The sequence below is a fragment of the Halomarina salina genome (assembly GCF_023074835.1).
Lineage (GTDB): Archaea > Halobacteriota > Halobacteria > Halobacteriales > Haloarculaceae > Halomarina > Halomarina salina.
The window spans coordinates 2,526,811-2,540,944 of sequence record NZ_JALLGW010000001.1; the positions used below are offsets into that span (position 1 = coordinate 2,526,811).

At 67.2% G+C, this 14,134-nt stretch carries 16 protein-coding genes; 7 read left to right on the plus strand and 9 right to left on the minus strand.

What is annotated here, in order from left to right; all coding sequences use genetic code 11:
- Positions 1–22: 22 nt before the first annotated feature.
- Together MX571_RS12970 and MX571_RS12975 are read right to left on the minus strand one after the other, a co-directional pair.
- A complete protein-coding gene (locus MX571_RS12970; protein ID WP_247417382.1) occupies positions 23–334 on the minus strand; it encodes an acylphosphatase in 312 nt (103 codons plus the stop codon).
- 188 nt (positions 335–522) lie between these two features.
- The gene (locus tag MX571_RS12975; RefSeq protein WP_247417384.1) at positions 523–1,437 is read right to left on the minus strand and encodes a DNA-3-methyladenine glycosylase family protein; all 915 of its coding nucleotides are present in this window, start codon (positions 1,435–1,437) and stop codon (positions 523–525) included.
- Between the two features lie 80 nt (positions 1,438–1,517).
- On the opposite strand from MX571_RS12975, the gene MX571_RS12980 reads away from it, so the two are divergent.
- On the plus strand, positions 1,518–1,982 hold the full coding sequence (locus MX571_RS12980) for a DUF555 domain-containing protein (RefSeq protein WP_247417386.1): 465 nt from the start codon (positions 1,518–1,520) through the stop codon (positions 1,980–1,982).
- A gap of 237 nt (positions 1,983–2,219) precedes the next feature.
- Here the strand turns inward: MX571_RS12980 and MX571_RS12985 are convergent, their stop codons facing one another.
- The 3 genes from MX571_RS12985 to MX571_RS12995 all read right to left on the minus strand — a co-directional run bounded on the left by MX571_RS12985 (position 2,220) and on the right by MX571_RS12995 (position 3,932).
- Positions 2,220–2,453 (minus strand): UPF0058 family protein, encoded by a 234-nt coding sequence (locus tag MX571_RS12985; RefSeq protein ID WP_247417389.1) that lies wholly within the window; start codon positions 2,451–2,453, stop codon positions 2,220–2,222.
- Positions 2,454–2,620: 167 nt separating this feature from the next.
- A complete protein-coding gene (locus MX571_RS12990) occupies positions 2,621–2,803 on the minus strand; it encodes a DUF7836 family putative zinc-binding protein (protein ID WP_247417390.1) in 183 nt (60 codons plus the stop codon).
- A gap of 157 nt (positions 2,804–2,960) precedes the next feature.
- Complete coding sequence (locus tag MX571_RS12995; RefSeq protein ID WP_247417393.1) at positions 2,961–3,932, minus strand: transcription initiation factor IIB; 972 nt, start codon at positions 3,930–3,932, stop codon at positions 2,961–2,963.
- Between the two features lie 306 nt (positions 3,933–4,238).
- Here MX571_RS12995 and MX571_RS13000 point away from each other — a divergent pair, with 306 nt between their 5' ends.
- Positions 4,239–4,919: a helix-turn-helix domain-containing protein gene (locus tag MX571_RS13000; protein WP_247417397.1), complete on the plus strand. Its 681-nt coding sequence runs from the start codon at positions 4,239–4,241 to the stop codon at positions 4,917–4,919.
- A 90-nt stretch (positions 4,920–5,009) separates the two neighbouring features.
- Here the strand turns inward: MX571_RS13000 and MX571_RS13005 are convergent, their stop codons facing one another.
- The gene (locus tag MX571_RS13005; RefSeq protein ID WP_247417399.1) at positions 5,010–5,294 is read right to left on the minus strand and encodes a DUF357 domain-containing protein; all 285 of its coding nucleotides are present in this window, start codon (positions 5,292–5,294) and stop codon (positions 5,010–5,012) included.
- 85 nt (positions 5,295–5,379) lie between these two features.
- Positions 5,380–6,477, minus strand: coding sequence for an aminotransferase class V-fold PLP-dependent enzyme (locus MX571_RS13010; RefSeq protein ID WP_247417401.1), 1,098 nt, complete (start codon positions 6,475–6,477; stop codon positions 5,380–5,382).
- A gap of 142 nt (positions 6,478–6,619) precedes the next feature.
- On the opposite strand from MX571_RS13010, the gene MX571_RS13015 reads away from it, so the two are divergent.
- Positions 6,620–7,666, plus strand: a complete 1,047-nt coding sequence (locus MX571_RS13015) for an NAD(P)/FAD-dependent oxidoreductase (RefSeq protein ID WP_247417403.1) — start codon at positions 6,620–6,622, stop codon at positions 7,664–7,666.
- 15 nt (positions 7,667–7,681) lie between these two features.
- Here the strand turns inward: MX571_RS13015 and MX571_RS13020 are convergent, their stop codons facing one another.
- On the minus strand, positions 7,682–9,052 hold the full coding sequence (locus tag MX571_RS13020; protein WP_247417405.1) for a UDP-N-acetyl glucosamine 2-epimerase: 1,371 nt from the start codon (positions 9,050–9,052) through the stop codon (positions 7,682–7,684).
- Positions 9,053–9,168: 116 nt separating this feature from the next.
- Here MX571_RS13020 and MX571_RS13025 point away from each other — a divergent pair, with 116 nt between their 5' ends.
- The 4 genes from MX571_RS13025 (at position 9,169) to MX571_RS13040 (ending at position 12,361) form a co-directional block, all read left to right on the plus strand.
- Positions 9,169–9,456: a DUF7545 family protein gene (locus MX571_RS13025; protein ID WP_247417407.1), complete on the plus strand. Its 288-nt coding sequence runs from the start codon at positions 9,169–9,171 to the stop codon at positions 9,454–9,456.
- A gap of 133 nt (positions 9,457–9,589) precedes the next feature.
- Positions 9,590–10,255, plus strand: a complete 666-nt coding sequence (locus MX571_RS13030; RefSeq protein ID WP_247417409.1) for a helix-turn-helix domain-containing protein — start codon at positions 9,590–9,592, stop codon at positions 10,253–10,255.
- Between the two features lie 148 nt (positions 10,256–10,403).
- Positions 10,404–11,453 (plus strand): ATP-binding cassette domain-containing protein, encoded by a 1,050-nt coding sequence (locus tag MX571_RS13035; protein ID WP_247418489.1) that lies wholly within the window; start codon positions 10,404–10,406, stop codon positions 11,451–11,453.
- On the plus strand, positions 11,450–12,361 hold the full coding sequence (locus MX571_RS13040; RefSeq protein ID WP_247417411.1) for an ABC transporter permease: 912 nt from the start codon (positions 11,450–11,452) through the stop codon (positions 12,359–12,361). Before MX571_RS13035 ends, MX571_RS13040 begins: the two co-directional genes overlap by 4 nt.
- 70 nt (positions 12,362–12,431) lie before the next feature.
- Here the strand turns inward: MX571_RS13040 and MX571_RS13045 are convergent, their stop codons facing one another.
- The gene (locus tag MX571_RS13045) at positions 12,432–14,072 is read right to left on the minus strand and encodes a potassium channel family protein (RefSeq protein WP_247417414.1); all 1,641 of its coding nucleotides are present in this window, start codon (positions 14,070–14,072) and stop codon (positions 12,432–12,434) included.
- Positions 14,073–14,134: the final 62 nt, after the last annotated feature.

A 14,134-nucleotide genomic window follows, 5' to 3' on the forward strand; every position in this document is an offset into this window, starting at 1 on the left:
GTCGGTGGCCCCCGTACTCCGACTACCGACGGACCTCGAACCCCTCGATACCCTCCGGCGACTCCGCCTCGGCGTCCACCCCATCGACGATAGCCATCTCGGGGCCGTCCTGGCACCACGTCAGCAGGTCGTCGACGGCCGCTTCTGGGCCCTCGAACACCGCTTCGACCCGGCCGTCGTCGAGGTTCTGCACCCAGCCGTCGACGCCGCGTTCGGTCGCCGCTCGACGGGTGGACGCGCGGTAGGTCACCCCCTGCACGCGCCCGCTGATGAAGACGTGACGGCGTACCCTGTCTCCGGTACTCGGGTCGTCGGACGTCGCTTCGTCGGCCATGGTCACACGGTACTGGTCCCACCCTCAAGAACGATGCGTCGCGCTCCGTACGTCACTGTCCCACAACCGGTCCGCTCCAGTGGACGACCTGGTCGGGAGTTCGGGGGACCCCCGAGCGTCGACTCCTACCCGCTCGTCGACTCACGACACCGTCCGGGGGACCCGCTCGTTTTCGCCTGTCTCCCCGATTACGCTGCGCCGTCGGTCCGGAGGTGGAAGAACACGTACGTCTGTACGTAGCCAGCGTACTCGCCGCCGAACTGCTCGCGGATTGCTCGGGAGGTGTCGGCGTAGTTCCCTCGTTCGCAACGGGGGTAGTGGTCGGCGATGGCGGTCCGAATCCAGGTGTCGAGCGGCACGGCTTCGAGGAAGTCGAGCGAGAACAGCGCCACGCAGTCCGCCACCTTCTCGCCGACGCCGACGAACTGGGTGAGGAACTCCCGTGCGTCCTCGTAGTCGAGATTCCGCGCCGACTCGGGGTGGGCCTCGCCGGTCGCCACCATCTCGGCGGTCCGCTGGACGTAGGGCGCGCGGTAGCCGAGGCTGAGGTCCCGCAGTTCGGCCTCCGTGGCCCCCGCTAGCTGGTCGGCGGTCGGGAACGCGTGGTAGGTCCGACCGTCGAACTCGACGGGCGTCCCGTACTCGCGGGCGAGGCGCTCTTGCATCCCGTGGATGCGCGAGACGCGCATCTGGGCCGAACAGATGAACGAGACGAGGCAGGGGAACGTCGGGTCGCGAACGAGTCGCATCCCGCGGTACCGCTCGAAGGCCGCGTCGAGCAGTGGGTCGTCGGGCGTCGCCGCCACGATTGCGTCCAGATCGTCGTCGAGTCGCAGCAGGCGGACGAGGTGGTCGTGGGCGTCGACGGTCGACTCCCACTCCAGGTAGCCGTCGGACTGGCGGGCGCGGACTACCACCGGAGCGCCCCCGGTGTCGGTCTCCGGGAGGACCGTCGTGTACCATGCATCGCCCCCGTGGGCGGGCGTGTCCTCGTACATCCGGTCGTCCTCGCGGGACCAGACGTAGCTCTGCCCGCTCTCGACGGTCGCCTGCAGGTCGAATCCCCCCGGAAGTGACACGAGTGGTATCTCGCCCGTCTCCATCGTCCGGAGTTGGTGAGGCTCCCTGTTGGCGGTTTCGAAGGCGGGCGAAGGTTCTTGACAACACGCCGGCAATGTATGCTATGGATTGTCGTGTCTTCGTCGAGGCGGCCGTGCCGGTGTACGACGTGGGGACGGCCGACGAAGCCGTCCGGATAGCGATTTCGAAGACCGGCGATATGCTGAACCCGGACCTCAACTACGTCGAGATATCGATGGGCGAGCGCCACTGTCCGCACTGCGAGGAGGAACTCGAACCGGCGTTCGTCGCTGCCGACGAGGGGCTCGTCTCGCTCGAACTCGAGATGACCGTGTTCAACGTTCAGGACGAGCAACACGCCTCCCGAATCGCCCGCAAGGAGATCGGACAGCGGATGCGCAACATCCCGCTCGAAGTACTCCGTGTCGACGTCGTCGAGAGCGACGACGAGAACGGAGACGGCGAGGACGACGAGGGCGACGACACGTCGGCGACTGACGAACCGACCGACGGGGTTGCGGACGGCGGTGACATGGTTCCGGGCGTCGAGGAACTCATCGAGGAGTGACGAGGGCGAACGGGAAAGCCCTCGAAGAATCCGAGGGGGAACGGAGTGGCCCGCGAGGAGAAGCGCGGGTCGGAACGAGCGCCAGCGAGCGAGCATCGCCGACAACTGAGCGGCGCGCGATTGTACGCACAGTGAGCCACGCACCCGTCACGGCACTGGTCGCTGGAACTGCTACGGACGTCCCTGGAGCGTCGTCACTCGGGAGTGCAGGTCTGCGTAGGGGACCGCTTCGAGAAGCTAGTCGGCCGCGGCCGAGACTGGCTGTTCGTCGACGGTCATCTCGCCGGTGATGCCGTCAGCGAGGGCGAACACTGCACGTTTGTGCTCGGTCTTCGACTTGTGGATCGATGTCGGTCGGACGCCGAGTTCGTCGTAGTGGTCGTGTTCGACGTCGGTCCCGTTAGACGCTTCGTAGTGGTTGCGTACCTGTGCAAGCAGGCCGTGAAGGTGGATGAGTTCCTGCTTTTTCATGCTCAACGCGGGATAACGACTGGGAGCATATAGTATTACCCTGAGTACCGTTAGCACGTTCCTCGAATAGAGGGCCTCTCACCCCCGTCAGACACCTTTTCAGAATGAACACTCTCTCCGTCGACAATGCGGAAATTCACGTTCGAAGGCGGGTGAGAACGAACCGGTCAGCCGAGTTGTTTCAACGTCTCCAGGTCGTGCTCGGTACGGGTGAACTCGGCCGTCCGACGGGTCGCGTGGCAGTTCGGACAGTGGAACATGTCGGTGTGGTCGGGGAGGTCGCGGGGAGCCGCTTCCCACTGTTTCCCACATTCGGGACAGAGGAGTCTCACGTACGTTTCCGTCGGCATACCACTCCGTGCGTCGGCGGGTCACAAAAACGTTGACCTCGAAGGGACGGTCTAGAACCTGCCTGCCTCGTCGAGGGTATCGTCACTCGGGAGGTGGCGTCGGAAAAAACGGTCACCGAAGTCGAGTCGAAGCGTCGCGGCGTGCGCCAGTCCTCGCTCAGGCGGTCGGCACGTCCGCCGCTTCGAGGAGTTCCTTGTACCGGTTGCGGATGGTGACCTCGGAGATGTTGGCGACGTCGCTCACCTGCGACTGGGTCACCTTCTCGTTGGACAGGAGCGCGGCCGCGTAGATGGCGGCCGCCGCCAGGCCGACCGGCGACTTCCCGCTGAGGAGACCGCCCTCGCGAGCACCCTGCAGGAGGTCGCGGGCGCGACGCTCGGACTCGTCGGAGAGGTCGAGGTCGCTGGCGAACCGCGGCACGTAGCTCTCGGGGTCCGCTGGCTTGATCTCCAGGTTCAGCTGCCGGATGATGTACCGGTACGTCCGGGTCAGCTCCATCTTGTCGATGCGCGAGACCATCGTCACCTCGTCGAGGCTGCGCGGCGTGCCGGCCTGTCGGGCCGACGCGTACAGCGCAGCCGTCGCGACGCCCTCGATGGAGCGGCCGGGGAGTAGGTCCTCGTTGAGCGCGCGTCGGTAGATGACGCTCGCGGTCTCCCGGACGTTCTCGGGGAGGCCGAGGGCGCTCGCCATGCGGTCGATCTCGCCGAGCGCCTGCTTGAGGTTGCGCTCCTTGGAGTCGCGGGTGCGGAACCGCTCGTTCCACGTGCGGAGGCGCTGCATCTTCGCACGCTGACGACTGGACAGGGAGTTCCCGTAGGCGTCCTTGTCCTGCCAGCCGATGTTGGTCGACAGGCCGTTGTCGTGCATCATGTTCGTCGTCGGCGCACCGACGCGGGACTTGCTGTCCTTCTCGCCGGCGTCGAACGCGCGCCACTCCGGGCCGCGGTCGACGGCGTCCTCCTCGACGACGAGGCCACAGTCCTGACAGACCGTCTCGCCGTGCTCGCTGTCGTTCACGAGGCGGCCGCTGCACTCGGGGCAGGTCCGTACGGACTCCTGCTCGGACTGCTCGGCTTCCGCCTCGCCCATCTCCTCCGTGTACGTTCGTATGGTTGTATCGCTCATGATAGGGACTGGTGCACGCCACGTCCCGAGCGGTGGGACCGTCGCTCGTGGGTGGCGCGTCTTAACCATTAGTTAGTCCGCAAACCATATAAACCTTTTGCAGGTAGTGGACGTGAAATCGGCGTATCTGACTCTAACTCGTCGGGTATCGTGAAATACGGCTGGGCGGGTTGCGTGGGAACGTACATGATAAACCCATCGTCCGTCGTTACACCGGGCGAGGGGACCAACGTTTATGTACGAGACCCATGTCACCTTGAACAAGAAACCGCGCTCGACCTTCGGTCCTGTGCTGGACACCCACCTATGACAACTATCGCAGAACTCGGACTCCCGGCCGAATCGTTCGCTCTCGATGAGGCGTTCACGGAGTGTCCCGGCCTCCGTATCGACGTCCTCCAGGGAGTCGCGCACAATACGACCGGTCTCTCGAACCTCGTCTGGGTCGAGACGGACGACATCGACGCGGCCGACGCCGCCCTGAAGAACGACAGCACCGTCTCCAACGTGGAGAAACTCGGAGACATCGACGGCAAGTGGCTCTACACCATCGGCTGGAAGACCCCGGTCTCCGTCGCGCTCGCGGTCCTGCTGGAGGACGCGACGATGCTCGGTGCCTCTGGCGACGGCGACGGCTGGTCGTTCCGCGTGCTGTTCCCGAAACGCAACGCGCTCTCCATCGCGGCGAGCGTCTTCGAAGAGTACGACGTCAACCTCCGTATCGAACGCATCTACGAACTCGGCACGGGCGGCGAACACGGCGAGTACGACCTCACCGAGGAACAGCGAGAAGCGCTCGAAGTGGCGCTCGAGAACGGCTACTTCAAGGTTCCCCGCGACACCACCCTCGGCTCCATCGCGGACGACCTCGGAATCTCCCACCAGGCGCTGTCCGAACGCCTCCGTCGCGCCAACGAGATTCTCGCCGAAGTGGCGATTCAGCCCCCCGCCAGCGCGGAAGAGCCGGAGCTCAAGACCGACGACTGAGACGAGACGGACGAGACTGACGGCACAGCGGCACGATACACGACGGACCGACGCCGTCGGTTCGAGACGGTCGGGGTCCGACCGTGAACGTTAGACCGTGAACAGGTGGCCCTCCTCCGGAACGTCGAACACCCCGATTCGAGCGCCAGCGTCGAGCCACGCGTGGCCGTAGGAGAACGAGGCGAGCGCGTTCACCCAGTCGTCCTCCTCGCGGAAGTGCCGCCCGTCGGCGAGGTACGACGACGCCATCTCCTCGCACTCCATCGCCGCGTCGTACAGCGGACTTCCCTCCGGAGGGGCGACGGTCGCCGCGTCGAGCGCCTCGCTCAGCAGTCGCTCGTAACGGTCTGTCTTCTCGTGCAGGTCTGCGGGCATACGGGTCGCTCGGTGGCCACCGGCAAGACGACACCGACTCGGCGTCTGTGACCGAGTACACCGACTCCTGTGGCGGCGGGCCGACTCAGAGGGCGGCGAGCAGCGCGTCCACCTCGTCGGCGGTGTTGTAGACGTGGACCGACGCCCGGACGTCGCCCGACGGGAGCGACCGGATGTAGAGGTCCTCGGCCGCCAGTCGCTCGACGAGTTCCTCGGGGTCCTCGTCGTCTGCCGAGAACGCCACCAGCCCGGACTCCGGGTTGCGCGGGCCGAGGACCCTGTCGCCCAGTCCGTCGGCGAGTCGCCCCGCCAGGTCGTGGATTCGTCCCTCGACACGCTCGGTGCCGAGTTCCTCGTGGAGGTCCATCGCCGCCACCGCTCCGGCGTAGGGACCGACGTTCGTCGTCCCCACCTCGAAGCGCGCCGCGTCGGACTTCAGTTCGGGGTCGGGGCTCGACACCTCCTCGACGCTCCGGTAGCCGACCTGTACGGGTGCGGTGTCGACGTCCTCCCGGACGTAGAGGAAGCCCGCTCCCCACGGTCCGAGGAGCCACTTGTGACACGCGCCGACGACGTACTCCGCGTTCCACGCGTCCAGGTCGACGTGCGTCTGGCCGACCGACTGGACCGCGTCGACGAGCACCTCGGCCCCGTGGTCGTGAGCGATATCGACGAGGTCGGCCACGGGCCAGCGCGTGCCGTGGGTCCAGGTGATGGAGGTGAAGCAGACGAGACGGGCGTCGGCGACCGCCTCGGCGTACGCCTCGCGGTCGACCCGTCCGTCCTCTGTCTCGAGAACGCGCACGTCGACGCCCTGCTCGCGGAGGTTCCACCACGGCAGGATGCCCGCCGAGTGTTCGAGGTCGGTGCGGACGACGACGTCGCCCGGTTCCCAGTCGATGCTCGCGGCCACTCGCGCGATGCCGTCGGCCGTCGAGTGAGTCAGCGCGAGTTCGGACGGCGACGCGTCGAAGAACGAGGCGAACCGCTCGCGGGTCTCCTCGAACGCGTCGAACGCGACCGGGTAACAGCCGTCACCGGTCGGCGCTTCCGTCTCGTGTCTCCGCACCGCCGCACAGGTCGCGTCGAGCACGCGCCTCGGCGACGGTCCCGACGCCCCAGCGTTGAAGTAGCTACCACCGTCGAGCGCCGGAATCGACGCCCTGAGTTCCTCGGGGGTCACGGTCGTCCTGCGTGGCCCGGTGGCCTGAAGCTTCTGCTGGGGCCGTCGGGGGACTGTGGGAGCGCACGGACCGGTCGGCAGACTGACGCGACGGTCGCACTCGTGCGCAAGCTACAACACCGAACCGTCGGTATATCCTCCAATGACCGATTCGACCCATCGACGGCTCATCATCGCCGGGTCCGGCATCGCTGGCCTGTCGGCGGCCATCTACGCGGCCCGCTCGAACAACGACCCGCTGGTGTTCGAGGGGACCGAACCCGGCGGCCAACTCACGCTGACGACCGACGTGGCGAACTACCCCGGCTTCCCCGACGGCATCGGCGGCCCCGAACTCGTCCAGAACATGAAGGAGCAGGCGACGCAGTTCGGCGCGGAGGTCGAACACGGCGTCGTCGAGAGCGTCGTTCGTTCGAACGACGCGTTCCACGTCACGATGAAGAACGGCGACGAGTACACCGCCGACGCGTTCATCGCGGCGTCGGGAGCGAGCGCACGCACGCTCGGCGTCCCCGGCGAGGACCTGCTGATGGGCTACGGCGTCTCGACATGTGCGACCTGCGACGGCGCGTTCTTCCGCGACGAGGACATGCTCGTCGTCGGCGGTGGCGACGCCGCGATGGAGGAGGCGACGTTCCTCACGAAGTTCGCCGACACCGTCTACATCGCCCACCGCCGCGAGGAGTTCCGCGCCGAGGACTACTGGATAGACCGCGTGATGGAGCAGGTCGAGGCGGGCGACATCGAGATACTGCGCAACACCGAGGTCATGGAGATCCACGGCTCGCCCGAGGAGGGCGTCTCGCACGTCACGCTCGTCGAGAACGAGTCGGGCCACCCGAGCGACAATCTGGAGGACCCCGACACCGAGCAGTACGACTTCGACGTGGGCGCGGTGTTCCTCGCCATCGGCCACACGCCCAACACCGACTACCTGGCCGACACGGGCGTCGAACTCGACGACCGGGGCTACCTCTACACCCACGGCGGCCGCGACGGCGGCCAGACCGCCACCGACGTCCCCGGCATCTTCGGCGCGGGCGACGTGGTCGACCACCACTACCAGCAGGCCGCCACCGCGGGCGGGATGGGCGTGAAGGCCGCCCTCGACGCCGACGACTACCTCGAAGAGCTGGGTCGGGCCGGGAACGAAGGGAAGGAGACGGTCGAAGCGAGCAGCGACGACTGACTCGGAGTTCGCCAGTCAGAGGTAGTCGAAGTCGCTCCCGCTCCCCGCGAACCCGGCGCGTTCGTGCGCCCACTCGAACGGTTCGCCGTCCTTCTCGGCGAGGAACTCGACGATTTTCTCGCCGACGTTCCCGCCGTACAGTTCCGGCCCGGAGCCGAGTCGCTCGCGGACCGAGTCGGTCTCGTAGACGTACTCGACCGTCTCGAACATCGACTCGCCGTCGCTCGGGGGGACCAGCAGGTTGCTGTTGGCCTCGAACACGGTCTCCGGGCGGTCGGTGTTGAACCGCGCGGTGAGACAGTGGGCCTCGTCGATGTGGTTCAGTTCCTCCTGCATACTGCCGGAATCGGTAAGTTCGGCGAAGCACTGCCCCGAGCGCAGGAACTCGTAGACGTGCGCGTGGCGCTTCCAGAGCCCCGTGAACAGGAAGTTCTCGCGTTCGTCGTCGAGTCGGAGCAGTCTCTCCCGGAGACCGTAGTTCTCCAGAGCCTGTCGCGTCGCGGTGAGTTCGAGGAAGTTGACGTTGTAGTCCGCCTCGACCAGTCGGACCACGCAGTCGACGATGGCGCGGAACCGGTCGGGCAGCAGGTTCGCCCGGCGGTGGACGTCGACGCGAATCCAGTCGTCGCGTTCTTCGAGGACGGGATAGACGTCGAAGACGGACTCCTCGCCGACGTCGCTCTTCATCTCGATGGCGTCGACGACGCTGTTCCCGACGACGGGGATGCGCTCGTCGTCGCCGACGGACTCGGGGTAGCCCTCGTTCACGAGGTGCTCGCGGTTGAGCGCGGTCGGCGCGAGGTGGTACATCGCGGCCGCACTCCCGACGAACGTGTCGTACTGCTCGGGGAACGGTTCGGCGCGGTTGAGCGACCAGTCCCCGTCCCACTGCTGCTCGACGAACGCGGCCGGGTCGCCGTGGGCCGAGAAGTCGGGGGCCATCGAGCGCAGGCCGGCCTCGTTGTGCGCGACCATCTGGTTGGTGGCGAACAGCCACGCCTGCGGGACGATACCGGCGGCGAGCGTGTCGCCGTGGACGATGGGGAGGACGGTCGTGTCGGGGTACTCGCGGTCGAGGTGCTGCGCGAACGCCTTTATCTCGGTCATCAGCGACGCGGTCTTCTCGCTGAGGTCGCCGCGGACCCCCAGGTCGACCGCGATGTGGTCTTCGAGGTCGTACTCGACGAGGCCGTGACCGAGGACGTCGTCGTAGTGCTGGCCGGTGTGGAGGACGAAACACGGGACATCGCGTTCGCGAGCGGCGGCGACGACGGGGGCCTGCTTGTAGAAGTCGGGTTTGGTCGCGGTTACGACCGCGAGGACGTGGTCGCCCGCCTCCATCTGCCGGGCGAGGCGGTCCCCGTACACCTGCTGGTTCGTGTCCATATCCCGACCACTCACAGTTCCGTGAAAGGTGCTTCCGTCGGCGAGCGAGGCGGACGCACCGGACGCGAGCGGCGCGGAACGCACACCGCTTTACGTCTCGACCACGACGAGAGCGTATGTCGAACTCGGAGACGATGGACGTGCGTATCGAGACGCCCGACGGCGAGGACGAAGTGACGCTCCCCACCGGCCTGCTCGACATGCTGGCCGAGGAGGGCGAGTCGGCGGCCGACGTGGTCGGCGACCTCGCACTCATGTCCTGCGCTCAGCGCGTCCACGCCGCGGTCCACCACGGCCACGGCGAGGCGGACCCGGAACTGGAGGCCGTCGAGGAGACGACCCTCGACCTGTTCGAGGAGCGCTTCGGCATGACGTTCGGCGAGGCGACCGGCCACGACCACTGAGTCGGTAGCCGCCCCCGAGCGATCTTTCGAGGCGACCGGCGACGGACGCGAGTTCCGGAGGGCTTCGACTCCCCACCGCGACGGTTCTATGGGACCCCCAACGCTATCTACCAGTGTTCCGACACCACTGTCCATGGGACTCCTCGCCGAATTCCACCTCTCTTCCGACCACCTCCCGCTGGTCCCGGTCGCCACCGTCGTTCCGGAGACGACGCTCGAACTCGACCAGGGCCAGCCACGCTCTTCGGGGACGCCGACGCTGATTCTCCGTGCGACGGGCGAGGACGCCGACGCGCTGGAGGCGGCCCTCGACGACTCCCGGTTCGTCGGCGAGTACTCGCGCATCGGCCGGGACGGGGCGACCCGCCAGTACCAGTTGCGACCGGCCGGTGAGGGCCCCGAGTCCCTCGACGAACTGGCAGTGAACCGGTCCGTCGTCGAGCGCATCGTCGTCGTCGAGGACGGCTGGCTGGAGCGCTGCCGGTTCGCCGACCGCGAGGAGTTCGCCGCGTACCGAGCGTTCTGCCGCGAGCACGACATCGGCTTCACGCTCCGACGACTCCACGACGACGAGGCCGAGCGACCGTCGGAACGGATGACCGACCGTCAGCGCGAGGCCCTGCTGACGGCCTACGAGATGGGCTACTTCGACATCCCTCGGACCGCCTCGATGGCCGACGTCGCCGAGTCGCTGGGTATCACCGCACCCTCGCTCTCCGAGCGCCTCCGGCGTGCGTACGTCCACCTCGTCGAGGACCACCTCCGTTCGAACCCCGACTTGATGGGCCTAACTGGTTAGAGTACGGCCTATGCGGGTGCCGCCGTAACGCTCCCGCGTGACAGTCAGCGACGCGAGCGACGGGCGGCGCGACGAACGCGACGGCGACCCGGTCGAGAACGGACGGGACGGTGAACCGGTCGAGGATGGAGGAGTCTCGACGGACGCTCTGGCTATCGACGCGCGCGGGGTCGAACTGACGTACTCCGACGGGACGGAGGCCGTGAAGGGGGTGGACATCGCCATCCCCGAGGGCGAGTTCTTCGGCTTCCTCGGCGCGAACGGTGCGGGCAAGACGACGACCATCAAGACGCTCGTCACCCTCCTCCACCCGACCGGGGGGTCGGTGACCGTCAACGGCTTCGACGTGGTCTCCGAGCAGCGCTCGGTCCGGGAGTCCATCGGCTACATGGCCCAGGAGACGAGCGTCGACCCGGAGCTCACGGCCCGCGAGAACATCCGGTTCGCCTGCGAGGCGTACGGCGTTCCGAAGGCCGACCGGTCGGGACGCATCGACGAACTGCTCGACCTCGTCGACCTCGCTGACGTCGCCGACAAGACCGCGAAGGACTTCTCTGGCGGGATGAAGAAGCGCCTCGACGTCGCGACGGTGCTGGTCCACCGCCCGCCGCTCGTCTTCCTCGACGAACCGACGACGGGCCTGGACCCGAAGGCGCGGAATCGCCTCTGGGACTACTTCGAACGCATCAACGAGGAGGGCACGACGGTGTTCCTCACCACGCAGTACCTCGAAGAGGCCGACCAGCTCTGTGACCGCATCTCGGTCATCATGGACGGGCGCATCGAGGCGACGGGGTCGCCCGCGGAACTCAAGTCCCGCGTCGGGGGCGACGTCCTCGACATCGAACTCGACGACCCCGACGAACCGACCGTCGAGCGCGCTCGCGAGGTCGCCGAGTCCTCGGAGCTGTTCGACGAGTCGGCGACCGTCTCGACCACCGACGAGGGTATCAGCGTGACCTCCGCCTCGGCGCGCCGCCACGGCACGGACCTGCTGGTCGCCCTCCGGGACGCGGGCCTCACCGTCGTCGGGTTCAACGTCCGCTCGCCGACGCTCGACGACGTGTTCCTCGCCATCACCGACGCGGACGCTGGCGCGGAGACGGCGGGTGACGAGGCCACCGAGACGGGCGGAAGCGGGACGAGCGACGACGACGCGACGGACGCGCCGCCCGCCGAGACGGAGGTGTCGCGATGAGCACCCCCGGAGAGGAGCGGACGGCGACGAGCGTCGGCCAGAAGACCGACGCCAACGGGTTCGTCTCGGACGTCTGGATCAACCTCAAGCGGTGGGTGCTGAAGACCGTCCGGAACCCGTTCGTGGTGGTCGTCTCGCTGCTCAACCCGGTCGTGTTCCTCGTCCTGTTCACCGAGGTGTTCGGCCAGATTACGGGCGGAGCCATCAGCCAGTCGCTCGGCAGCGACGTCAGCTACACGACCTACCTCGTCCCGGCCATCGTCATCCAGGTGTCGCTCATCGCGGCGACGACCTCGGGTATCGGCCTCGTCAACGACATCGAGAACGGCATGTTCGAGAAGGTGCTCGTCACGCCGATGAACCGGGCGGCGGTGTTCCTCGGGAAGTCGCTCTCGGAGGTGCTGCGCATCGTCGCCCAGATATGCATCATCCTCGTGCTGGGGTACGCGCTGCTGTGGATAGACGGTGGCGGCGCCCCCGAGGCGTACGTTGCGACGGGACTGCTCGGCGCGGTCGGCATCGTCGCCGTCGGCATCCTCTTCTCCATCTGGTTCACCGCGTTCTCGAACATCATGGCGCTCCTCACGCGCGACGAGGAGTCGACCATCATCGCGGTCAACATGCTCCAGTTCCCGCTGCTGTTCCTCTCCAGTGCGTTCCTGCCCATCGAGATCCTCCCGGAGTGGGTGCAGGTCGTCGCCACGCTCAACCCCATCACCTACGGCATCGACGCCGCGCGGGCGCTGATGCTCGGCGAGGACGTGATGACGGTCGTCGAGGTGACCGCGTTCGGCGGCATCTGGGACACGCTCGTCCCCGCGATAGCCGTCCTCGCCGTCCTCGACCTCGTTCTGGGTGCGGCGGCCGTCTACATGCTCAACCAGGCGTCGAGCTCCGCCGTGCAGTAGTCGCGTCGTCCACGGTCGTTCTCGAAGGGGGCCGGCGATTTTCGTTCCACTCGCGCTCCTGTACCCCTGTTCAGTCGGCCTCGCCGACCATCTCGGTGAACGTGACGATGTCGTCGTCGGTCCCGGCGACGATGAGTTCGTCGTCGGGGTCGAGTCTGAAGTCGGGACCCAGTTCGGAGACGAGGTCCCCGTTGCGTTCGACGGCGACGACGGTACACCCGGTCCGGGCGCGGATGTCGGCCTCGCCGAGCGTCCGGTTGGCCAGGTCGCCCGGTCCCGTGCGGATGAGTTCGACCTGCTGGTCGAAGGTGATGACCTCCTCGTCGAGGATGGTCGAGGCGAGCATCCGTCCGCTGACGGTCCCCAGCGAGAGGACGTAGTCCGCACCCGCCCGGTAGAGTTTGCGGACGCTCTCCTGGGACTCGGCGCGGGCGACGATCTCGACCTCCGGATTCAGCTCGCGGACGACGAGCGTGGCGAACACGGTCTGCGTGTCGTCGGGCAACGAGAGGATGACGGTCCCGGCCGCCTCGATCCCCGCCTCGCGGAGCACGTCGACGTCGGTCACGTCGCCGGTCACGTCGGCCTCCTTCTCGGGGTCGGTGTCGACGGTGACCTGTGGGAGGCCGATTCCTGCATCGTCGATGGCCCTGACGACGGTCTCGCCGACGACGCCCAGTCCCGCGACGACGACGTGGCCGTGTCGGCGGCGGCGCTGTTCGGAGCGGGTGAGCCGTTTCAGCTCCTCCAGCTGGGACTCGTGGCCCGCGACGAGCAGGATGGTCTGCTCGTCGATGAGCGTGTTCGGCGACGGCGGCGAGACGAACTCGCCGCGGAACCACGCGCCGATGACGTTCGCACCCGTCTGCTCGCGGATACCGCTGTCCGCGACCTGCACGCCGTCGAGTTCGCTGCCCGACTGCACGGGGAGTTCCACGACGTCGAACCCGTCCCCGATCTCGATGGCGTCGTCGAGGTCCGAGGAGACGCCCGACGTGACCTTCGTCGCGAGGCTCTCGCCGACCAGCTGGCGGGGTGAGAAGACGTCGCTCGCCCCGGCGAGCCGGTGGTACTCCTTCAGCGGTGGCTCCTCGACGAACGTGATGACGGGCGTGTCACAGACCTGCGTGGCCGTGAGCGTCACCGAGGCGTTGGTCGCGTCGTCGACGTCGGCCACGAGCGCCCGGGCGTATTCGAGGTTCACGTCGTCCCGGTACGTCTCGACGCTCTCGGGTTCGCCGTGGACGACGGTGGTGTCGGACTCGTAGATGTCGGCCGCCCGGTCCCGGTCCGGTTCGACGACAACGTACGGGATGCCGCGAGCGTCGAGTTCCCGGATAAGCGCCTCGCCGCGAGCCGTGTACCCGGCGATGACGACGTGGTCACCGAGGTCGACGCTCGTCGGTGCGGCCGTCGACAGCGCCTCCTCGAACAGCGGGAAGACGAGCGTCGGCAGGGCGAGGAAGATGAGGAACACGCCGGTGAGGTCCATCACGATGACCAGCACGTTCATCTGCCAGCTCGACCACGGTGCGTCGGAGCCGAACCCGGTCGTCGTGAACGTCTCGACGACGACCTGCAGCGAGTGGAGGAAGGAGATCCGGTCGGCCTCGAACGCCCCCATCCCGTAGTCGTAGACGACGGCGTACAGGAGCATGACGACGAAGAGAACGGCCATGTACCGGACCGTCCGGCGCATCCACTTGTCCATCGGGAGGTACTGCCCGTGTGGAGGACAAAACCGTTGGGAACTCGGCGCGAGCACGCTGTCGC

Excerpts from the sequence above, each read along its gene's own strand:
- MX571_RS13000 (WP_247417397.1), top strand. The coding sequence starts at position 4,239 with ATGACAACTATCGCAGAACTCGGACTCCCGGCCGAATCGTTCGCTCTC.
- MX571_RS13005 (WP_247417399.1), bottom strand. The coding sequence starts at position 5,294 with ATGCCCGCAGACCTGCACGAGAAGACAGACCGTTACGAGCGACTGCTG.
- MX571_RS13015 (WP_247417403.1), top strand. The coding sequence starts at position 6,620 with ATGACCGATTCGACCCATCGACGGCTCATCATCGCCGGGTCCGGCATC.
- MX571_RS12995 (WP_247417393.1), bottom strand. The coding sequence starts at position 3,932 with ATGAGCGATACAACCATACGAACGTACACGGAGGAGATGGGCGAGGCG.
- MX571_RS13045 (WP_247417414.1), bottom strand. The coding sequence starts at position 14,072 with ATGGACAAGTGGATGCGCCGGACGGTCCGGTACATGGCCGTTCTCTTC.
- MX571_RS12990 (WP_247417390.1), bottom strand. The coding sequence starts at position 2,803 with ATGCCGACGGAAACGTACGTGAGACTCCTCTGTCCCGAATGTGGGAAA.
- MX571_RS13030 (WP_247417409.1), top strand. The coding sequence starts at position 9,590 with ATGGGACTCCTCGCCGAATTCCACCTCTCTTCCGACCACCTCCCGCTG.
- MX571_RS12975 (WP_247417384.1), bottom strand. The coding sequence starts at position 1,437 with ATGGAGACGGGCGAGATACCACTCGTGTCACTTCCGGGGGGATTCGAC.
- MX571_RS12985 (WP_247417389.1), bottom strand. The coding sequence starts at position 2,453 with ATGAAAAAGCAGGAACTCATCCACCTTCACGGCCTGCTTGCACAGGTA.
- MX571_RS13040 (WP_247417411.1), top strand. The coding sequence starts at position 11,450 with ATGAGCACCCCCGGAGAGGAGCGGACGGCGACGAGCGTCGGCCAGAAG.
- MX571_RS13020 (WP_247417405.1), bottom strand. The coding sequence starts at position 9,052 with ATGGACACGAACCAGCAGGTGTACGGGGACCGCCTCGCCCGGCAGATG.
- MX571_RS12970 (WP_247417382.1), bottom strand. The coding sequence starts at position 334 with ATGGCCGACGAAGCGACGTCCGACGACCCGAGTACCGGAGACAGGGTA.
- MX571_RS13025 (WP_247417407.1), top strand. The coding sequence starts at position 9,169 with ATGTCGAACTCGGAGACGATGGACGTGCGTATCGAGACGCCCGACGGC.
- MX571_RS12980 (WP_247417386.1), top strand. The coding sequence starts at position 1,518 with ATGGATTGTCGTGTCTTCGTCGAGGCGGCCGTGCCGGTGTACGACGTG.